This window comes from Actinacidiphila paucisporea, assembly GCF_900142575.1.
In the GTDB taxonomy this organism is placed as follows: Bacteria; Actinomycetota; Actinomycetes; order Streptomycetales; family Streptomycetaceae; genus Actinacidiphila; species Actinacidiphila paucisporea.
In genome coordinates, this window is the sequence record NZ_FRBI01000004.1 from 262,936 (window position 1) to 281,825 (window position 18,890).

Annotated in this window: 15 protein-coding genes; 5 read left to right on the forward strand and 10 right to left on the reverse strand. The window is 72.4% G+C overall.

Going from position 1 to position 18,890, the window contains the following annotated elements; genetic code table 11:
• Positions 1 to 36: 36 nt before the first annotated feature.
• Together BUE44_RS09100 and BUE44_RS09105 are read right to left on the reverse strand one after the other, a co-directional pair.
• Entirely contained in the window at positions 37 to 1,818 is a 1,782-nt protein-coding gene (locus BUE44_RS09100) for an ABC transporter ATP-binding protein (protein ID WP_073495920.1), read from the reverse strand.
• A complete protein-coding gene (locus BUE44_RS09105) occupies positions 1,815 to 3,662 on the reverse strand; it encodes an ABC transporter transmembrane domain-containing protein (RefSeq protein WP_073495923.1) in 1,848 nt (615 codons plus the stop codon). The genes BUE44_RS09100 and BUE44_RS09105 overlap by 4 nt, the downstream gene beginning before the upstream one ends.
• Positions 3,663 to 3,999: 337 nt before the next feature.
• Between BUE44_RS09105 and BUE44_RS09110 the strand changes: the two genes are divergently transcribed.
• Positions 4,000 to 5,733 carry a carbohydrate-binding module family 20 domain-containing protein gene (locus BUE44_RS09110; protein ID WP_073495925.1) on the forward strand — a complete coding sequence of 578 codons (1,734 nt, stop codon included), beginning with the start codon at positions 4,000 to 4,002 and terminating at the stop codon, positions 5,731 to 5,733.
• Positions 5,734 to 5,833: 100 nt separating this feature from the next.
• On the forward strand, positions 5,834 to 6,274 hold the full coding sequence (gene mscL / locus BUE44_RS09115; RefSeq protein ID WP_073495928.1) for a large conductance mechanosensitive channel protein MscL: 441 nt from the start codon (positions 5,834 to 5,836) through the stop codon (positions 6,272 to 6,274).
• 31 nt (positions 6,275 to 6,305) lie between these two features.
• Here mscL and BUE44_RS09120 read toward each other — a convergent pair whose 3' ends face one another.
• Complete coding sequence (locus BUE44_RS09120) at positions 6,306 to 6,812, reverse strand: MarR family transcriptional regulator (RefSeq protein WP_079189607.1); 507 nt, start codon at positions 6,810 to 6,812, stop codon at positions 6,306 to 6,308.
• 133 nt (positions 6,813 to 6,945) lie between these two features.
• Between BUE44_RS09120 and BUE44_RS09125 the strand changes: the two genes are divergently transcribed.
• The gene (locus BUE44_RS09125) at positions 6,946 to 8,760 is read left to right on the forward strand and encodes an ABC transporter ATP-binding protein (RefSeq protein WP_073495930.1); all 1,815 of its coding nucleotides are present in this window, start codon (positions 6,946 to 6,948) and stop codon (positions 8,758 to 8,760) included.
• A gap of 15 nt (positions 8,761 to 8,775) precedes the next feature.
• Here BUE44_RS09125 and BUE44_RS09130 read toward each other — a convergent pair whose 3' ends face one another.
• The 5 genes from BUE44_RS09130 to BUE44_RS09150 all read right to left on the reverse strand — a co-directional run bounded on the left by BUE44_RS09130 (position 8,776) and on the right by BUE44_RS09150 (position 13,881).
• The gene (locus BUE44_RS09130; protein WP_073495932.1) at positions 8,776 to 9,435 is read right to left on the reverse strand and encodes a LutC/YkgG family protein; all 660 of its coding nucleotides are present in this window, start codon (positions 9,433 to 9,435) and stop codon (positions 8,776 to 8,778) included.
• Positions 9,432 to 10,916, reverse strand: coding sequence for a lactate utilization protein B (locus BUE44_RS09135; protein ID WP_073495934.1), 1,485 nt, complete (start codon positions 10,914 to 10,916; stop codon positions 9,432 to 9,434). The genes BUE44_RS09130 and BUE44_RS09135 overlap by 4 nt, the downstream gene beginning before the upstream one ends.
• Complete coding sequence (locus tag BUE44_RS09140) at positions 10,913 to 11,695, reverse strand: (Fe-S)-binding protein (RefSeq protein ID WP_073495936.1); 783 nt, start codon at positions 11,693 to 11,695, stop codon at positions 10,913 to 10,915. The genes BUE44_RS09135 and BUE44_RS09140 overlap by 4 nt, the downstream gene beginning before the upstream one ends.
• A gap of 137 nt (positions 11,696 to 11,832) precedes the next feature.
• Positions 11,833 to 12,945, reverse strand: a complete 1,113-nt coding sequence (locus BUE44_RS09145) for an NAD(P)-binding domain-containing protein (protein WP_073495939.1) — start codon at positions 12,943 to 12,945, stop codon at positions 11,833 to 11,835.
• Between the two features lie 102 nt (positions 12,946 to 13,047).
• Positions 13,048 to 13,881: a glycoside hydrolase family 3 N-terminal domain-containing protein gene (locus BUE44_RS09150; RefSeq protein ID WP_159450238.1), complete on the reverse strand. Its 834-nt coding sequence runs from the start codon at positions 13,879 to 13,881 to the stop codon at positions 13,048 to 13,050.
• A gap of 367 nt (positions 13,882 to 14,248) precedes the next feature.
• On the opposite strand from BUE44_RS09150, the gene BUE44_RS09155 reads away from it, so the two are divergent.
• Positions 14,249 to 14,671, forward strand: a complete 423-nt coding sequence (locus tag BUE44_RS09155) for a YjbQ family protein (protein WP_073495944.1) — start codon at positions 14,249 to 14,251, stop codon at positions 14,669 to 14,671.
• Between the two features lie 156 nt (positions 14,672 to 14,827).
• Here BUE44_RS09155 and BUE44_RS09160 read toward each other — a convergent pair whose 3' ends face one another.
• The gene (locus BUE44_RS09160; protein WP_073495946.1) at positions 14,828 to 15,901 is read right to left on the reverse strand and encodes an ATP-dependent DNA ligase; all 1,074 of its coding nucleotides are present in this window, start codon (positions 15,899 to 15,901) and stop codon (positions 14,828 to 14,830) included.
• Between the two features lie 66 nt (positions 15,902 to 15,967).
• On the opposite strand from BUE44_RS09160, the gene ligD reads away from it, so the two are divergent.
• Positions 15,968 to 16,984 (forward strand): non-homologous end-joining DNA ligase, encoded by a 1,017-nt coding sequence (gene ligD, locus BUE44_RS09165; protein ID WP_073495948.1) that lies wholly within the window; start codon positions 15,968 to 15,970, stop codon positions 16,982 to 16,984.
• A gap of 12 nt (positions 16,985 to 16,996) precedes the next feature.
• Here ligD and BUE44_RS09170 read toward each other — a convergent pair whose 3' ends face one another.
• On the reverse strand, positions 16,997 to 18,829 hold the full coding sequence (locus tag BUE44_RS09170) for a glycoside hydrolase family 35 protein (RefSeq protein ID WP_073496226.1): 1,833 nt from the start codon (positions 18,827 to 18,829) through the stop codon (positions 16,997 to 16,999).
• Positions 18,830 to 18,890: the final 61 nt, after the last annotated feature.

Consider the following 18,890-nt stretch of genomic DNA (forward strand, 5'->3'; position numbering starts at 1 on the left):
CGGACCCGCGCGCCGGGCGGGAGGCGGGGGGCGCGGTCAGCCGTGCCAGGACCGCCACAGAGCCGCGTAGGCGCCGTCCGCGGCGACCAGCTGGTGGTGGCTGCCCAGTTCACTGATCCGGCCGTCCTCGACCACGGCGATCACGTCCGCGTCGTGCGCGGTGTGCAGCCGGTGCGCGATGGCGACGACCGTGCGGCCGTCGAGGACCCGGGACAGCGACCGCTCCAGGTGGCGGGCCGCCCGCGGGTCCAGCAGCGAGGTGGCCTCGTCGAGGACCAGCGTGTGCGGGTCGGCGAGCACCAGTCGGGCCAGCGCGAGCTGCTGAGCCTGGGCGGGGGTGAGGACGGCGCCTCCCGAGCCGACCTCGGTGTCCAGGCCGTCGGACAGCGCCCGCGCCCAGCCGTCGGCGTCCACCGCACCCAGCGCCTCCCACAGCTCGGCGTCCACCGCGGACGCCCGGGCGAGCTGCAGGTTGTCGCGGAGCGTGCCGACGAAGACGTGGTGCTCCTGGTTGACCAGGGCGACATGCTCGCGCACCCGCTCGGCGGGCATCCTGGCCAGCTCCGCGCCGCCCAGGGTGACCTCGCCGGTCCGCGGAGCGTAGATCCCCGCGAGCAGCCGGCCGAGGGTGGACTTGCCCGCGCCGGAGGGACCGACCAGCGCCAGCCGGGTGCCGGGCGGCACCTGGAGGGTGATGCCGTGCAGGACGTCGCCGCCCCTGCGGTAGCCGAAGCGCACCTGGTCGGCGGCGACCTCGCGGCCCTGCGGGGAGATCCGGTCGTCCCCGGCCGACTCCTCGACCTCGCGCACACCGACCAGCCGGGCCAGCGAGACCTGGGCGACCTGCAGTTCGTCGTACCAGCGCAGGATGAGGTTGACCGGGTCCACCAGCATCTGCGCGTAGAGCGCACCGGTGGTCAGCTCGCCGGCCGTCACCCATCCGTTCAGGGCGAAGGCGCCGCCGATCATCAGTACCGAGGTCAGGATCAGCGTGTGGGTGGCGTTGATCACCGGGAAGAGGACGGTGCGCAGCCACATCGTGTAGCGCTCCCACGCCACCCACTGGCCGATCCGCTGCCGCGACAGTTCCTCCCGGCGCTCGCCCAGGCCGTGCGCCTCGATGGTGCGTCCCGCGTCGACGGATTCGGCGAGCACGGCGGCGACGGCGGCGTATCCGGCGGCCTCGGAGCGGTAGGCCTGCGGGGCCCGGTGGAAATACCAGCGGACGCCCACCAGCAGCAGCGGCAGGGCGATCAGCACCGACAGCGCGAGCGGCGGCGAGGTCACGGCGAGCGCGCCCAGCAGCAGCCCGGCCCAGACCACGGCGATGGCCAGTTCCGGTACGGCCTCGCGCATCGCGTTGGCCAGCCGGTCGATGTCGGTGGTGATCCGGGAGAGCAGATCGCCCGTTCCGGCCCGCTCCAGGACACCGGGCGGCAGCGAGACCGCCCGTACCAGGAAGTCCTCCCGCAGGTCGGCCAGCATCAGCTCGCCGAGCACCGCCCCGCGCAGCCGGACCAGCCGGACGAAATACGCCTGCACCGCGAGCGCCACCAGGAAGAAGGCCACCGCCCGGCCCAGGTGGACGTCCCGCCTGCCCTCCGACAGGTCCTGCACCAGCCCGCCGAGCAGATACGGGCCCACCATCGACGCCAGCACGGCGACCGTGTTCACGCCCACCAGCAGGGCGAAGGCACCGCGGTGCCTTCGGGCCAGCTCGCGGACGTAGCCGCGTACGGTCCCCGGCGAGCCCACCGGCAGGGTGGTGCTCTGCTGCGGCGCGGCAGGATCGTGGTCCGGGGGTCTCACGCCGATCATGCGGACTCCTCCATCGTGGCGGTGGTGCGCGGGGCGCCGGCGGGCGCGGGGAGCGGGTCGGTGCCGGGGTCGGCCTCCCGGGTGACGACGGCGCGGTAGCGCGGGTCGGTGCGCAGCAGGTCGTGGTGGCCGCCGGCGGCAACGGCGGTGCCGTCGTCGACGAAGACCACCCGGTCGGCGCGGTCGAGCACCAGCGGGCTCGACGTGAGGACGACGGTGGTGCGGCCGGTCCTGAGCGTGCCGAGCGCGCGGGCGATCCTGGCCTCGGTGTGGGCGTCGACCGCCGACGTCGGCTCGTCCAGCACCAGCACCTCGGGGTCGGCGACCAGGGAGCGGGCCAGAGCGAGGCGCTGCCGCTGCCCGCCGGACAGCGAGCGCCCGCGCTCGGTGATCCTGGCGCGCATCGGATCCGCCGCTCCCGCACCGTCGCCCGGTTCGACCAGCGACTGGGCCAGCGCGTCCAGCACGTCGCCGCACTGGGCCGCGGTCAGCGCCGCCTCGGGGGTGACGCGGCCCGAGGAGGGCACCGCGAGCAGTTCGGCCAGCGTGCCGGACAGCAGCACCGGGTCCTTGTCCTGGACCAGCACCGCGGCCCTGACCGCGGCCAGCGGCAGCGCGTCGAGCCGGTGGCCGCCGAGCGTCGCCGAGGGGTCAGCGCCGACCCCCGACGGGCTGTGGCCGCCCAGCCGGTCGGCCAGTCGCCCCGCGGCGTCCGGGTCTCCGCACACCACCGCGGTCAGCTCCCCGGGCGCGGCGCGCAGCCCGGTCAGCGGGTCGTGCAGCTCCCCGGTCAGCTCGGGCGGCGCGGCGGCGCCTGGCGTCGCGGAGGAGGCCACGCCGTCGTGTCCGCGCCGCAGCGCCAGCACCCGGGCCGCGCGCTTCGCCGACGGGCGGGAGAAGGACCACGCCATGGCGATCTCCTCGAAATTGCGCAGCGGCATCATCAGGAAGGCCACCGAGCCGTAGACCGTGACCAGTTCGCCCACCGAGATCCGTCCGTCCAGCGCGAGCCGGGCGCCGTACCAGGCGACGGCCACCAGCAGCAGTCCTGGCAGCAGCACCTGCACCGCGCTGATCAGCGCCCACATGCGGGCGCTGTGCACCGCGGCGGTCCGCACCTGCTGGGAGGCGCGGCGGTAGCGCTCGAGGAAGAGTTCCTCGCCGCCGATGCCGCGCAGCACCCGCAGCCCGGCGACCGTGTCGGAGGCCAGTTCGGTGGCCTTGCCCGCCTTCTCCCGCTGGAGGTCGGCCCGCCGGGTCGCCGCGGGCAGCAGCGGCAGCACCGCGAGCGCCAGCACCGGCACGGACGCGGCCACGATCACGCCGAGCGCGGGCTGGTAGACCACCAGGGCGACGGCCACCCCGACCGTGGCGAGCAGGGCGGAGGCGAAGCGGGCCAGTGCCTCGACGAACCAGCCGATCTTCTCGACGTCGCCGGTGCTGACCGCCACCACCTCGCCGGCCGCCACCCGCCGGGTCAGCACCGCGCCCAGCTCGACGGTCTTGCCCGCCAGCAGTTGCTGGACGCGGGCAGCGGCACTGATCCAGTTGGTCACGGCGGTGCGGTGCAGCATCGTGTCGCCGAGCGCGGTGAGCAGCCCGAGGAGCAGCATCAGCCCGCCGGCCAGGCCCAGCCGCACGCCCGACCGGTCCACCACCGCCTGGACGGCGAGGCCCACGGCGGCGGGGAAGGACGCGACGGCGGCCATGTGCAGGGTGCCCCAGGCGGTGGCGAGCACCTGTCCGCGCCACTGTCGTACCTCCAGCCACAGCAGCAGGCGGAAGCCGGATCGGGCGTCGGGCACGCCGGGGTCGGACAGCGGAAGGTCGCGTAGGGACGTCATGGTGTCCTGGGCTCGGAGCGGTGGACCGGGAGGGCGGACGGACCGGCGGGGCGGATCGGGAGAAAGCGCGCGAAGTGCCGTCCTGAACCGTGCAACTTTCGCGAAGTCGCCCGCGCGGGGTCAACAGGTTTTCCTGCCGGCTGACAGGACGGCAACAACTTGCAGTAAGGCGACGAAAGTTCTTCCGTCAACATCCTTGACGTGTACGCACTGACGGCGGGAAGCTCCTGGGCGGAACCCGAGGGACCGGTGTTCCGGTAACTCCCCCCACCCGGCGGCCAGGCGCGTGGCTGCCTTCGCAGGGCACCGCTGTGCCCGCTCATCGAAGGAGCCGCCCATGAGATCCCGCGCCCTGAACGGTTCGCTGGCCGCCGTCGTCGCGGCGGCCGGACTGTTCGCCGTCTCCGTCCAGCAGGCACACGCGACGCCACCGGGAGCCAAGGACGTCACCGCGACGCTCTTCCAGTGGCGCTACGACTCGGTCGCCAAGGCCTGCACCGACCAGCTCGGCCCGGCCGGCTACGGCTATGTCGAGGTCTCGCCCGCCACCGAGAACATCCAGGGCGACCAGTGGTGGACCTCCTACCAGCCCGTCAGTTACAAGCTGAACAACCGCCTCGGCAACGAGTCGTCTTTCGCGAGCATGGTGAACACCTGCCACGCCGCCGGCGTGAAGGTCGTCGCCGACGCGGTGATCAACCACATGTCGGCGGGCTCCGGCACCGGCACCGCGGGGACGAACTACAGCAAGTACAACTACCCCGGCTACTACCAGGACCAGGACTTCCACACCTGCCGGACGAGCATCTCCAACTACCAGGACCGCTCCAACGTCCAGAACTGCGAGCTGGTCGGGCTCGCCGACCTCGACACCGGCAGCGACTACGTGCGCAGCACCATCGCCGGCTACCTGAACCACCTGATCTCGCTCGGCGTGGACGGCTTCCGCGTCGACGCCGCCAAGCACATGGCCGAGACCGACCTCGCGGCGATCAAGTCCAAGCTCAGCAACCCGAACATCTACTGGGCCCAGGAGGCGATCTACGGCGCCGGCGAGGCCGTGCAGCCCGGCGAGTACGTCAACACCGGCGACGTGGACGCCTTCCAGGGCGCCTTCGACCTCAAGCGGATCTTCACCGGGCAGCAGCTGGCGTCGCTGAAGACCTGGGGCGCGTCCTGGGGCGCCGGCTACCTCGCGAGCGACAAGGCCCGCACCTTCGTCGACAACTGGGACACCGAGCGCAACGGCTCGACGCTCAGCTACAAGAACAACGCCACCTACACCCTGGCCAACGTCTACGTGCTGGCCTGGCCCTACGGCTCACCGAACGTCTTCTCCGGCTACGAGTTCTCCAACAACGACGCGGGCCCGCCGAACGGCGGCTCCGTCAACGCCTGCTACAGCGACGGCTGGAAGTGCCAGCACGCGTGGCCGCAGATCTCCGGCATGGTCGGCTTCCGCAACGCCGTCGCCGGCACCGCGGTGACCAACTGGTGGGACAACGGCAACAACGCCATCGCCTTCGGCCGCGGCAGCAAGGGCTTCGTCGCGATCAACCACGAGGGCGGCGCGCTCACCCAGACCTTCACCACCTCGCTGCCCGCCGGCACCTACTGCGACGTCCAGCACGCCGGCACCACCTATTCCGTGGGCTCAGACGGCAGGTTCGCCGCCACCATCGGCGCCAACGACGCCGTCGCCCTCTACACCGGGGGGCCGTGCGGTACGACCGGCGGCACCACCGGTGGCACGACCGGCGGCGGCACGCCCAACCCCGCGGCCGGAGCGTCCTTCGCGGTGAACGCCACCACCGTCCCGGGCCAGAACATCTACGTCGTCGGCGACAACTCCACCCTGGGCAACTGGAACACCGGCAGCGCCCTGCTGCTGTCCTCGGCGAGCTACCCGGTGTGGAAGCTGGACGTCACGATGGCCGCGGGCACGGCCTTCCAGTACAAGTACATCCGGAAGGACGGCAGTGGGAACGTGACGTGGGAATCCGGCGCCAACCGGACGGCCACCGTGCCGGCCGGCGGGAAGGTCGTGCTGAACGACACCTGGCGCAACTGACCGCGACCGCGGCCCGCGCACAGCCGATTCACCCCTCTGCGGCAGGACCCGGCACACTGTGGTCTTCCACCGATCTTGACCACAGAGGGGACCCCCATCCATGAAGGGCTTCCGCACCTTCCTGCTCCGCGGCAACGTCGTAGACCTGGCGGTCGGCATCGTCATCGGCGCCGCCTTCACCGCCCTGGTCAACGGCTTCGTCAAGGCGTTCCTGACCCCGGTCGTCGGCCTGGTCAGCGGTGCCACCGGTGACTTCAGCGCCAGGACCTTCCACGCCTCGGGCGTCACCTTCCCGTACGGCACCTTCATCGACGCGACGATCAGCTTCGTGATCGTCGCGGCGGTGATCTACTTCCTGGTCGTGCTGCCGATGAACCGGATGCAGGAGAAGTTCTTCCCGAAGGCCGCGAGCGCTCCGATGCGCGAGTGCCCGGAGTGCCTGACCGCGATCCCGGCGGCGGCCAAGCGGTGCAGCGCCTGCACCGCGCCGATAGGGCCGGGCGTGGGTGTCCAGGGCGGCCCTGTCGACCTCGGCAAGTAAGGGCTCGCCCACGAGGAGCCGCGGCCCTGCCTCAGCAGTGCCGCGGCTCCGCCGTCTCGTCCCGATCGAGCGCGGCGAGCAGCCCGGTCAGTGCCGCACGGCTCGCGTCGTCCAGCGGCGCGAGGATCTCGGCGGCCGCCGTACGCCTGGCGTGCCGCAGGTCGGCCAGCGCGCGGCGGCCGCCGTCGAGCAGCTCGATCCTGATCACCCGGCGGTTGTGCGGATCGGGCACCCGGCGCAGCAGGTGCTGCTCCTCCAGCGCGTCCACCAGCGTCGTCACCGCCCGCGGCACCACGTCGAGGCGCTGGGCGAGATCGGCCATCCGCGGCGGTTCCTCGCAGTGCGCGAGCGTCCGCAGCAGCCGGGCCTGCGCGGGCGTGATGCCCAGCGGTTCGAGCAACCGGCGCTGGGCCCGGTGCAGCCGGCGGCTCAGCCGCAGCAGCTGGTCGGCGAGTCGCCCGGTGACCTCGTCCGCGGGTGCCTGCGCGGGAGCTGGCACGGTGACCGGGGGCGCGGCCTCGGTGGTGCGGGTGTCCATGGAATACAGCGTAGCAGGACTTAGTTCATTGTGAGCGTAGGTAACAATGACCTACACTCTCTGTCGAGAGTCCCGCAGGCACTACCCCGCCAGTTCCATCGCCCCACACCGCTGTCACGTCCCGAGGAGTCCTTTGCGCCCCGAAAACGATCTCGCGTCCCGGTGGACGCCGCCGAGCAGGAAACCCGCCGCGCCCACCGACGTCCGCCGCATCACGCGGCTCTTCCGCCCCTACCGCGGCCGGCTGGCCGTCGTGGGTGGCCTGGTCGCCCTGTCCTCGCTGGTCTCCGTCGCCTCGCCGTTCCTGCTGCGGGCGATCCTGGACACCGCGATCCCGCAGGGCCGCACCGGCCTGCTGAGCCTGCTGGTGCTCGGCATGATCGGCACCGCGGTCGCCACCGGCGTCTTCGGCGTCCTGCAGACCCTGATCTCCACCACCGTCGGCCAGCGCGTCATGCACGACCTGCGGACCGCCGTCTACGAGCGGCTGCAGCGCATGTCGCTGGCCTTCTTCACCCGCACCCGCACCGGCGAGGTGCAGTCCAGGATCGCCAACGACATCGGCGGCATGCAGGCCACCGTCACCTCCACCGCGACCTCGCTGGTCTCCAACGCCACCGCTGTGATCGCCTCGGTCGTGGCTATGGCCGCACTGGACTGGCGGCTGACCGTCGTCTCCCTCCTGCTGCTCCCGCTGTTCGTCTGGATCGCCCGCCGGGTCGGGCGCGAACGCAAGAAGATCGCCACCGAGCGGCAGAAGCAGATGGCCTCGATGTCCGCGATCGTCACCGAGTCGCTGTCGGTCAGCGGCATCCTGCTCGGCCGCACCATGGGCCGCGCCGACTCGCTCACCCGTGACTTCTCCGCCGAGTCCGAGCGCCTGGTGGACCTGGAAGTGCGCTCCAACATGCAGGGCCGCTGGCGGATGGCCATCATCGGCATCGTGATGTCCGCGATGCCCGCGCTGCTGTACTGGGCGGCCGGACTGACCACCGGGCACGGCGGCTCCGCGATCTCCATCGGCACCCTGGTCGCCTTCGTCTCGCTCCAGCAGGGCCTCTTCCGGCCCACCGTCTCGCTGCTGGCCACCGGCGTGCAGGTGCAGACGTCCCTGGCACTCTTCCAGCGCATCTTCGAATACCTCGACCTGCCGCTCGACATCACTGAGCGCCCCGGCGCGCGGAACCTGGGGACCGTGCGCGGCGACGTCGCCTTCGAGGGCGTGGACTTCGCCTACGACCCCGAGTCCGGCTCTCCGACGCTGACCGCCATCGACGTGGCCGTGCCCGCGGGTGGCAGCCTGGCCGTCGTCGGCGCGACCGGTTCCGGCAAGAGCACCCTGAGCTATCTGGTGCCGCGGCTCTACGACGTCACCGCGGGCCGCGTCACGATCGACGGCATCGACGTCCGCGACCTGACCTTCGACACGCTGGCCGCCGCGGTCGGCGTGGTCTCCCAGGAGACCTACCTCTTCCACGCCTCGGTCGCGGAGAACCTGCGCTTCGCCAAGCCGGACGCGACCGACGAGGAGATCCACGCCGCCGCCCGCGCCGCGCAGATCCATGACCACATCACCGGCCTGCCCGACGGCTACGACACCCTCGTCGGTGAGCGCGGCTACCGCTTCTCCGGCGGCGAGAAGCAGCGTCTGGCCATCGCCCGCACGATCCTGCGCAATCCGCCGGTGCTGATCCTCGACGAGGCCACCAGCGCCCTGGACACCAGGACGGAGCAGGCCGTCCAGGACGCCATCGACACCCTGTCGGCCGGCCGCACCACCATCACCATCGCCCACCGGCTGTCCACCATCCGCGACGCCGACCGGATCGTGGTCCTCGACGCCGGGCGGATCGTCGAAAGCGGCACCCACGACGAACTCCTCGCGGCGGGCGGCCGCTATGCCGCGCTGGTCCGGCGCGACACGCAGATGGCCGTCAGCGCGCCCTGACCGGTGCGGGTCGGGTCAGTCGCGGTTGTCGTGGATGAGGATGACGTCGAGGGTGCGGGGGCCGTGGACGCCTTCGACGCGGTCGAGTTCGATGTCGCTGGTGGCGGAGGGGCCGGAGATCCAGGTGAGGGGGTGTGTGGGGTCGAGGTGGGGGAGTGCTTGGGGGAGTGAGTCGACCACCTGTGTGGGGGTGTTGATGATGCAGATGTGGTGGTCGGGGACGAGGGTGAGGATGCGGCGTCCTTGGTCGGGTGAGGTGTCCAGGACGATCGTGCCGGTTTCTGCGATGGCCAGGGCGCAGCCGGTGATGACGGTGTCGATGGTGTCGAGTTGGTGGGCGGTCAGCTCACCGTGGTCGTGGTGGATGTGGATACCGGTTGTGGCGCTGAGCCAGTCGGTTGGGACGCCCGGTGGGATGACGGCGCTGCGGGTGCCGTGGTCGGTCAGCAGGCGGGCGATGGTGGTGGGTAGGGCGGTTGTGTCGGTGTGGTGGACGTGGGCGCGGTAGTCGGTGAGGTTGTCCGCGAGTAGGTGGGTGCGTTGCTCGGGGGTGCGGGTGGCGTGGGTGGTCTGGTAGGTGCGGGGGATGGTGGTGGGGTCGGGTGTGGTGCCGGGCTGGTCGCCGAGGGCCTGGCGGACGCGGCGCAGGATCTCGTCCCGGCTGGTGGTGGTCACTGCGGGGTGTCCTTCGCATCGGCGTCGCGGTGTTGCCACCAGTCGCGGAAGGTGCGGGCGGGGACGGGGGGCAGGTCCCGGGTGGCGGTCCAGGCGCGGGCGGTCTTGCCGGGTAGGCGCCGCGGGTGGAGTGCCCTGGTGCGGGTGGTGAGGCGCTGGGTTGCGGTCCATGCGGCGGGGTGGTTCAGCGTCCAGGCGGCGGTGCGCATGGTGGTGCGTTCTGTGGTGTGTCGCTTGGCGGGTTTGATGGTGGTTTTGGTGCCGTTGGTGGTGGTGGGTCCGCCTTGGGTGATGCGTTCGCGGAGGTGGACGAGGACCTCGGGGATGTTGATGGCGACGGGGCAGACGTCGTAGCAGGCGCCGCAGAGGGTGGACGCGTAGGGGAGTGAGGCGTTCAGTGGTGTGGTGGTGCCGTGGAGTTGGGGGGTGAGGATGGCGCCGATGGGGCCGGGGTAGGGGGTGCCGTAGGCGTGGCCGCCGGCGCGTTCGTAGACGGGGCAGACGTTGAGGCAGGCGGAGCAGCGGATGCAGCGGAGGGCTTGGCGTCCGGTGGTGTCGGCGAGGGTGTCGGTGCGGCCGTTGTCGAGTAGGACGAGGTGGAAGGTTTGGGGTCCGTCGCCGAGGGTGGTGCCGGTCCAGGTGGTGGTGTAGGGGTTCATGCGTTCTGCGGTGGAGGAGCGGGGGAGGGTTTGGAGGAAGACTTCCAGGTCGCGCCAGGTGGGGATGGTCTTCTCGATGCCGACCAGGGTGATGAGGGTGTCGGGGAGGGTCAGGCACATGCGTCCGTTGCCTTCGGATTCCAGGACGACCATGGTGCCGGTTTCGGCGATCATGAAGTTCGCGCCGGAGATGGCGACTTTGGTGCGGAGGAATTTCTCGCGTAGGTGCAGGCGGGCGGCTTCGGCGAGGTCGGCGGGGGTGTCGGTGAGGTCATCGGGTGCCGGGCGGCCCCACGCCCCCATGCGGGTGTGGAAGATGTCGCGGATCTGGGTGCGGTTTTTGTGGATGGCGGGGACGAGGATGTGGGAGGGCCGGTCGTTGTCGAGTTGGACGATGAGTTCGGCCAGGTCGGTCTCGTAGGCGGTGATACCGGCCTGTGTGAGGGCTTCGTTGAGGCCGGTCTCCTGGGTGGCCATGGATTTGACTTTGACGACTTCACTTTCGCCGGTGGCGTGGATGAGGTCGGTGATGATGCGGTTGGCGTCGTCGGCGTCGATGGCCCAGTGGACGGTGCCGCCTGCGGTGGTGACGGCGGTTTCGAGTTGTTCGAGGTAGTGGTCGAGGTGGTGCAGGGTGTGGTCTTTGATGGCCGCGCCCGCGGCCCGCAGCTGGGGCCAGTCGGACAGTTCGCTGGTGGCGGTGGCGCGTTTGGTGCGGATGGTGCTGGTGGCGTGGCGCAGGTTCGCGCGGAGTTGCTCGTCGCGGGTCGACAGGCGTGCTGCTTGGGGGAAGGTCGGCAGGCCGAGGTGTGTGCGGCTCATCGGAGGTTTCCTGCTTTGGTTGCCGGGGTGTAGGGGTGTTCTTTGGTGGAGGCGAGGATTTCGGCGAGGTGCACGGTGTGCAGGGGGGTGTGTTGGCGGGTGATGAGGCCGTGCAGGTGCATGAGGCAGGAGTTGTCGGCGCCGCAGAGGATGTCGGCGCCGGTGGTGAGGGCGTGGGTGATTTTGTCGTGGCCCATGGCGGTGGACACGTCGGGGTTTTTGATGGCGAAGGTGCCGCCGAAGCCGCAGCATTCGTCGGCGGCGGGGAGTTCGCGCAGGGTGATGCCGCGGACGGCTTGGAGGAGCCGGTGGGGGCGGTCTCCCAGGCCGAGCGTGCGCAGGCCGTGGCAGGAGGGGTGGTAGGTCACGGTGTGGGGGAAGTACGCGCCGACATCGGTCACTCCCAGAACGTCGACCAGGAACTCGGTGAGTTCGTAGGTCTTCGGCACCGCAGCCGCTGCGGCCCGGCTCAGCCCGCTCTCGCGGCCTTCGGCGGTGGCCCGCTGGGCGATTTTGGGGTAGTTGTCGCGGACCATGGCCGCACACGACCCTGACGGGGTCACGATGTAGTCGTAGTCGGTGAAGACGGTGGCGTAGCGGTGGACCAGTGGCTCGGTCTGGTGCCGGTAGCCGGTGTTGTACTGCGGCTGGCCGCAGCAGGACTGGCCGGTGGGGAAGTCGACGTCCACGCCGAGCCGTTCCAGCAGCGTGACCACCGCCCGCCCGGTATCGGGATACAACACATCATTCACACAGGTCACGAAAAGCGCTACACGCATGGGTCCTCCGCGCCGCCCCGGTGCAGGCCGGGCTGATCTCGATCACGCATGCGCCCATAGTGCCGCAATCCCCTTCCGCAAGGAAGAAGACATCCGATGTTTATTCGCATGAGCGCGGCAGAGGCCACGCGGTGGGCTCAGCGCACGCCTTCGAGCGGGCGAGCCGGTGCGGCTTCGGTGGCCTGGTCCTGCTCCGCCAGCAGGGTGCGTATGTCCCGCACGGCGGTACGGCCGGCGCGGTTGGCGCCGATGGTGCTCGCTGACGGCCCGTAGCCGACCAGGTGGACCCGCGGGTCCTTGACCACCCGGGTGCCCTCCACCGCGATGCCGCCGCCGGGCTCGCGCAGCCGCAGCGGGGCGAGGTGGTCGAGCGCGGCGCGGAATCCCGTCGCCCACAAGATGACGTCGGCGTCCAAGGAGCGGCCGTCGCTCCAGGCGACGCCGTGCGGGGTGATCCGGTCGAACATCTCCTGCCGCCGCAATATGCCGCGGTCCACGGCCTGCCGGACAGCGCCGGTCGCCGCAAGGCCGGTCACGCTCACCACGCTCTGCGGCGGGAGCCCCTGGCGTACCCGCCGCTCGACCATCGCGACCGCCTCGCGCCCCCAGTCCTCGGTGAAGGGCTCGCTGCGGAAGACCGGCGGGCGCCGGGTCACCCAGGTGGTGCGCGCCACCTCGGCCAGCTCCATCAGCAACTGCACCGCCGAGGTGCCGCCGCCGACCACGATCACGTGCAGGCCGGCGAAGTCCGCCGCGCCCCGGTAGCCCGCGGTGTGCAACTGGCGGCCGAGGAAGGTCTCCTGGCCCGGGTAGTAGGGCATAAAGGGCCGGTCCCAGGTGCCCGTCGCGTTGATCAGCGCCCGAGCCGACCAGGTCCCGGCGCCGGTCTCGATCCGCAGTCGCCCGCCATCCCCCTCGCGTACCGCCGCGACGTCGACCGGGCGCCGCACCCGGAGGTCGAACTCCCGCTCGTAGCGGGCGAAGTAGTCGCCCACCACCTCCGCCGACGGCCGGTCGGGGTCCGCGTCGCCCAACGGCATGCCGGGCAGTTCGTGCACCCGGTGCGCCTTGCCGTACGTCAGCGACGGCCAGCGGTACTGCCAGGCGCCGCCGGGCCCCGGGGAGTGGTCGAACACGACGAAGCCGGTGTCCGGGGCGAAGCCCGAGCGGCGCAGGAAATACCCCGCGGACAGGCCGGCCTGGCCTGCGCCGACGACCGCCACCCCGACCTCGCGCACCGCGTCGTTCATGACTGTGCCAACTGCGGGACCAGGGGAATGCTTCCCGCCCGGCCCTCGGCAGGTGCCGTCAGCCCGCGCCGGCGTCGCAGCACCCGCCCTTGGCAGGTGCCGTCAGCCCGCGCCCGTGCCCGCGGCCGGCGCGGGCTCCGCGGCCGGCATCCGCGGCATCCGCGGCTCCGAGGCCCAGCGTCGCAGCCGCGCGACGCGCTCCGCGGCCTCCTCCAGCCGCGACTGGGGCAGGTCGCCGTCGGCCACCGCCCTGGCCGCGGCGGCGTGGATCGCGTCCCGCACCCCCGCGCCGCTTGACGGGCCGAGCCGTACCAGGTCGACGCCGGCGATCCACGCCAGCACCGCGGCGCCGGGTACACCCCAGCCGTCGACGATCGTCGGTGCGTCGAGCGTGTCGCTCAGCACCACCCCGCCGTATCCCAGCTCGCCGCGCAACACCCCGGTCACCGCCCGGGCGCTGAGCATCGCGGGCAGCTGCCCGTCGTCCGGCACCGGGGTCCGCCCCGCGGTGATCGCCCGTACGCCCGCGGCGGCGCCCTCGGCGAACGGCCGCAGGCTGCCCGCGGCGGTGAAGGGGCCGAGCGCGGCGGCCACGCCGTGCGTCTGGAGGTCGGTGACGAAGACCCGGGTCTCGTCGGCGCGAAGTCCCGGGCGGACGGCCAGGTGGAGGTTCGCGCCCGCCGCGACGAGTCCGGCGGCCGCGGCGTCGCCGCCGGCACCCTGCCGGGCCGGGCCCGGATGCCCGGTGAGCGCGTCGGGAAGTGCCGCCCGCAGCGCGTCGGCCGTCGCCCGCGCCGCCGGACCCTGCGTGTCCACGGCGACGCCCGGGGTGCCGTTGTCCAGCCCCCGCAGAATCCACTCGGGGAGCCGGCCGTGCCGGCCGCGCACCGTGGGCAGCAGGCAGGAGTCGACGAGCGCGGTGAGCCGGCGCAACACCTTCACCCCCTCCGGGCTTGCGGCAAGGACGGGACGGCGTCCAGGCCCGCTGAATGGTACAGACCAATTGCCGCTCGCGGCAATGACTCCGACCGCCCGTCGGCCGATCACACTTCCGGGCGGCGCCCTCGTCCGCGGTCGATTCCCCCAAGGGCCCACTGCGCTGGACGGGTGGCGGGGTCGCGCGGTTCCGCGCTCCCGAAAGGCCCCGCCCTCCGCGGCAGAAGCGCATGCCCCCTGCCAGGGGCCGACCGCGGTCGAGGGGGACCCAGGCCGCCAGGCGACAGGCGACAGGCGACGGTGGCGCGGCAGCGCCACGCCGCGGGACGTGGCACCCTCCTGGTGCGCCCGGGAGGAGAATGGCGGCATGGCCGACCGCTACCGCTCGCGCGTGATCGACGTCTCCACCGGCTCGGTGGAGCGTGTCCACGACCTCACCGCCGCTTGCGCCGACTTCCTCCGGGAGGAGGCGAGCGGCGGCGACGGGCTGCTGAACGTGTTCGTGCCGCATGCCACTGCTGGAATCGCCGTCATCGAGACGGGCGCGGGCAGCGACGACGATCTGCTGAGCGCGCTGCGGGAGTTGCTGCCCGCCGACGACCGGTGGCAGCACCGGCACGGGAGCCCCGGGCACGGCCGCGACCATGTGCTGCCGGCGCTCGTGCCGCCGCACGCCACGCTGCCCGTGGTCGGCGGCCGGCTGGAACTGGGCACCTGGCAGTCGGTGGTGCTGGTGGACACCAACCGGGACAACCCGCGCCGCCAGGTGCGGCTCACCTTCCTCGGCTGAGGGCCGTCCCGCCGTCCGCGGTGGATCGGCGTACGGCGTCGGGAGCGGCGCGTCGCCGGGGCGCAGGGCCGTCCACCCGCCGGTCGGACGGGCCCGACAGCGCCGCGGGGCGCCGCCGTTGCCGTCGCACGCCCGCCGGGGCCGACGGGCCGGCCCTCAGCGCTCCGCCTCCGCGGAAAGGAAGTCCGCCAGGTCGTATCCGACCGGCTCCTCCAGTTGCGCGTATGTGCACTGCTCGGGCTCGCGGTCCGGCCGCCAGCGGCGGAATTGCGCTGTGTGCCGGAAGCGGTCGCCCTGCATGTGGTCGTAGGCGACCTCGACGACCCGTTCGGGGCGCAGCGGTACCCAGGACAGGTCCTTCTTGCCGGTCCACCGGCTGGGGCCGCCCGGCAGCCGGTCGGCGGCCTGGGCATCCTCGCTGGCCCACTCCTGCCAGGGGTGGCCGGCCACCGACTCCATCCGCAGCGGGGCCAGTTCCTCCATCAGCTCGGCGCGCCGCCGCATCGGGAAGGAGGCGCAGACGCCGACGTGCTGGAGGCGGCCGTCGCCGTCGTACAGGCCGAGCAGCAGGGAGCCGACCACCGGCCCGCTCTTGTGCGGGCGCAGGCCCGCGACGACGCAGTCGGCGGTGCGCTCGTGCTTGACCTTGACCAGGACGCGTTCGCCCGGCCGGTACGCCAGGCCCGGGGGCTTGGCGACGACCCCGTCGAGGCCCGCGCCTTCGAAGCGGTCGAACCAGTCCGCGGCGAGTGCGATGTCGTGCGTGGCGGGCGCGAGGTGGACCGGCGCCGCGGCGTCGCCCAGCGCCGACACCAGCGCCGCCCTGCGGTCCTGCTGCGGCTCCGCCATCAGCGACCTGTCGCCGAGCGCGAGCAGGTCGAAGCCGACGAAACTCGCGGGCGTCACCTCCGCCAGATGGCGTACCCGCGAGTCCGCCGGGTGGATCCGCTCCAGCAGCGCGTCGAAGTCCAGCCGCCCCTCGCGCGCGATGACGATCTCACCGTCGAGCACGCAGCGCGGCGGGATACGGGTCCGGAGCGCCTCGACCACCTCGGGGAAGTAGCGGGTGAGGGGCTTGGTGGAGCGGCTGCCCAGCTCGATCTCGTCGCCGTCGCGGAAGACGATCGCGCGGAAGCCGTCCCACTTGGCCTCGTACTGCATGCCCGCCGGGATGGCCTTGGCGGCCTTGGCCAGCATCGGCTGCAAGGGGGGCATCACCGGCAGGTCCATGCTCCGATTGTGCGCGTCCGTGCCGTACAAGGCGCGCGGGCCGACCGTCCGCTCTAGCGTGGGGGCATGGCAGAGACGCTGGAGCTGACCGTCGGCGAACGGACCGTGCGGGTCTCGCATCCCGACAAGGTCTACTTCCCGCAACGCGGACTGACCAAGGCCGACCTGGTGCGCTACTACCTGAGCGTCGGCGACGGGATCCTGCGGGCGCTCAGGGACCGGCCCACCACGCTGGAGCGCTACATCAGCGGGGTGGAGGGCGACTCGTTCTTCCAGAAGCGCGCGCCGAAGAACCTGCCCGACTGGATCCCGACCGGCCGCATCGCCTTCCCCAGCGGCCGCCACGCCGACGAGATCTGCCCGACGGAGACCGCGGCCGTGCTGTGGGCGGCGAATCTCGGCACCTTCACCTTCCACCCCTGGCCGGTCCGGCGCGGCGACACCGAGCACCCCGACGAGTTGCGGATCGACCTCGACCCGCAGCCCGGCACCGACTTCTCCGACGCGGTGCGCGCCGCGCTGGAGTTGCGCGACGTCCTGGACGGGCTGGGCCTGACCGGCTGGCCGAAGACCTCCGGCGGCCGGGGCCTGCACGTATTCGTGCCGATCGCGCCCGAGTGGACCTTCCCCCAGGTGCGCCGCTCGGCCATCGCGGTGGCCCGCGAGCTGGAGCGCCGGGCACCCGAGCGGATCACCACGGCCTGGTGGAAGGAGGAGCGCGGCGAGAAGATCTTCGTGGACTACAACCAGACGGCGCGCGACCGTACGATCGCCAGCGCCTACTCCGTACGCCCCTTCCCGCACGCGCCGGTCTCGGCCCCGCTGCGCTGGGAGGAGGTGACCGAGGTGGCGCCTGCCGACTTCGACCTGGTCACCATGCCCGGCCGGTTCGCCGAGTTCGGCGACCTGCACGCCGACATGGACGACCACGCCTTCCGGCTCGACGCGGCTCTCGAACTGGCCGACCGCGACGAGCGCGAGCACGGCCTCGGCGACCTGCCGTACCCGCCGGAGCACCCGAAGGCGGCGGGCGAACCGAAGCGGGTCCAGCCGAGCAGGGCCAGGAAGACCGACGAGGGCTGAGCGCGGCGCGGCTCAGCCGAAGGTCTCGACGTATTCCTCCGGCGGTCCCAGCTCGGGGCGGTCGCGCAGCTCGATGCGGTCGCCGAAGCGTTCGAGCTCCAGCACGGTGATCGTGTTGCGGCCCGCGGTCAGCAGCGGCGCCGGCACGTAGAGGGTGATCTGCGGGCCGATCTCCCAGTGGCGGCCCAGCAGCTTCCCGTTGACCCATACGAAGCCCTTGCCGAAGCCCGGTAGGGCCAGGAAGGTGTCGGCGGGCGTGTCGAGGTCCAGGTCGGCGGTCGCGAACCCGCTGCCGCCCGCGGGCAGCGCGACGGTCGGGGCGCGGTGCACGTCCTCCCGCGTCCACTCGTCGAGCGGCAGCCCGTGCACCGACCAGCTGTGCACCAGGCGCGGACCGATACGCACTCCGCCCAGGATGCCCTTGCCCTGGCCGAGCAGCGGGCCGTAGTTGATCCTGCCCTGGTTCTCCACCAGCAGGTCGAGCGCTACCCGCCGCCCGGTCCCGGTCAGCGGCAGGGTGCCGGTCTCCTGGTCGAGCACGCCCAGCGGCGTACCGTCGGCGAAGACCTGGGCACGGTCGTGCAGCCCGTGCACCGTCAACTCGTGGCTGCCCTCGGGCACCAGCGGCCGGGCCCGGTAGAGCAGCAGGCCCGACGGCTGGCCCAGCTCCTCGAAGCTCGGCGGGTGCGGTGAGACGACGGCAGGGGCGAGCGCGGCCAGCCCCGCGAGCAGGCCCGCGCCAGGGACCGGCCGCAGCGTCCGGGGCGCCAGCAGCGGCGGATCGGGCGGCAGCGGGCGGGGAACCGCGCCGGTCGCGGCGAGCAGCAGGTCTCGGAAGCGGTGGAATTTCGGTCGCAGGGCGCCGTTCTCCGCGATCGGGGCGTCGGAGTCGTAGCTGGTCACGGTCGGCTGGAGCCGCGCCCCGTCGTGGTTGGCGCCGGAGCCGAGACCGGCGTTGGTGCCGCCGTGCGCCATGTAGAGGCTCACCGAGCCGCCGGCGTCCAGGATGCCGGCGAGGGTGCCCGCCGCGCTGTCCACCGACCGGACGTGGTGCCGTTCGCCCCAGTGGTCGAACCAGCCGTTCCAGAACTCCGCGCACAGGAAGGGTTCACCGGCCCGCCGCGACCGCAGCAGCGCCGCGGCGGCGGCCGGGTCGGAGCCGAAGGTCGCCGCCGCTAGCGTGCCGGGCAGGCTGCCGCCGTCCTGCATCAGCGCGGTGGGCCCGTCGGCGGTGAAGAGCAGCTCGCCGACGCCCCGCCCGGTCAGCGCGTCGCGCAGCCACTCCAGGTGGGCGCGGTCGTCGCCGTAGCTGCCGTACTCGTTCTCCACCTGCACCGCGACCACCGGCCCGCCGTACGCCGCCTGCGCCGCCGCGATCTGCGGCACCAGCGTGTCGAACCAGCGCGCCACCTCGTCGAGATACGGCGGGTACGAGGACCGCGGCCGCATCCCCGGCATCCCGGTCAGCCAGGCGGGCAGCCCGCCGTTGTCCCATTCGGCGCAGATGTACGGGCCCGGCCGGACGATCACGTCGAGGCCGGTGTCCTGGGCGAGGTCGAAGAAGCGCCCGAGGTCCCGGCCACCGTCGAAGCGGAGCCTGCCGCGGCGCTGCTCGTGGACATTCCACGCGATGTACGCGTCCACGGTGTTCAGGCCCATGGCGGCCAGGCGCTCCAGCCGGTCGGCCCATTGCGCCGGGTGGACCCGGAAGTAGTGCAGGGACCCGGCGAGAACGCGGTGCGGGGTGCCGTCACGCAGCAGCCGGCCGTGGGGGTACGACAGCAGGGCCGGCGCGGAAGGCGCGGCAATGTGCCGCGGGTCGGGCTCGTGCGCGGGCGGTTCCATGTCCTTGGCGACGCCGTGGAAGGACACCGCGACCTTCCCGTCCGTTGACGGCTCCACGTCG

Bases quoted from the DNA above. Each gene is read 5' to 3' on its own strand.
- BUE44_RS09100 (WP_073495920.1), bottom strand. From the start codon at position 1,818: ATGATCGGCGTGAGACCCCCGGACCACGATCCTGCCGCGCCGCAGCAG.
- BUE44_RS09105 (WP_073495923.1), bottom strand. From the start codon at position 3,662: ATGACGTCCCTACGCGACCTTCCGCTGTCCGACCCCGGCGTGCCCGAC.
- BUE44_RS09110 (WP_073495925.1), top strand. From the start codon at position 4,000: ATGAGATCCCGCGCCCTGAACGGTTCGCTGGCCGCCGTCGTCGCGGCG.
- mscL (WP_073495928.1), top strand. From the start codon at position 5,834: ATGAAGGGCTTCCGCACCTTCCTGCTCCGCGGCAACGTCGTAGACCTG.
- BUE44_RS09120 (WP_079189607.1), bottom strand. From the start codon at position 6,812: ATGGACACCCGCACCACCGAGGCCGCGCCCCCGGTCACCGTGCCAGCT.
- BUE44_RS09135 (WP_073495934.1), bottom strand. From the start codon at position 10,916: ATGAGCCGCACACACCTCGGCCTGCCGACCTTCCCCCAAGCAGCACGC.
- BUE44_RS09140 (WP_073495936.1), bottom strand. From the start codon at position 11,695: ATGCGTGTAGCGCTTTTCGTGACCTGTGTGAATGATGTGTTGTATCCC.
- BUE44_RS09145 (WP_073495939.1), bottom strand. From the start codon at position 12,945: ATGAACGACGCGGTGCGCGAGGTCGGGGTGGCGGTCGTCGGCGCAGGC.
- BUE44_RS09155 (WP_073495944.1), top strand. From the start codon at position 14,249: ATGGCCGACCGCTACCGCTCGCGCGTGATCGACGTCTCCACCGGCTCG.
- BUE44_RS09160 (WP_073495946.1), bottom strand. From the start codon at position 15,901: ATGGACCTGCCGGTGATGCCCCCCTTGCAGCCGATGCTGGCCAAGGCC.
- ligD (WP_073495948.1), top strand. From the start codon at position 15,968: ATGGCAGAGACGCTGGAGCTGACCGTCGGCGAACGGACCGTGCGGGTC.
- BUE44_RS09170 (WP_073496226.1), bottom strand. From the start codon at position 18,829: ATGGAACCGCCCGCGCACGAGCCCGACCCGCGGCACATTGCCGCGCCT.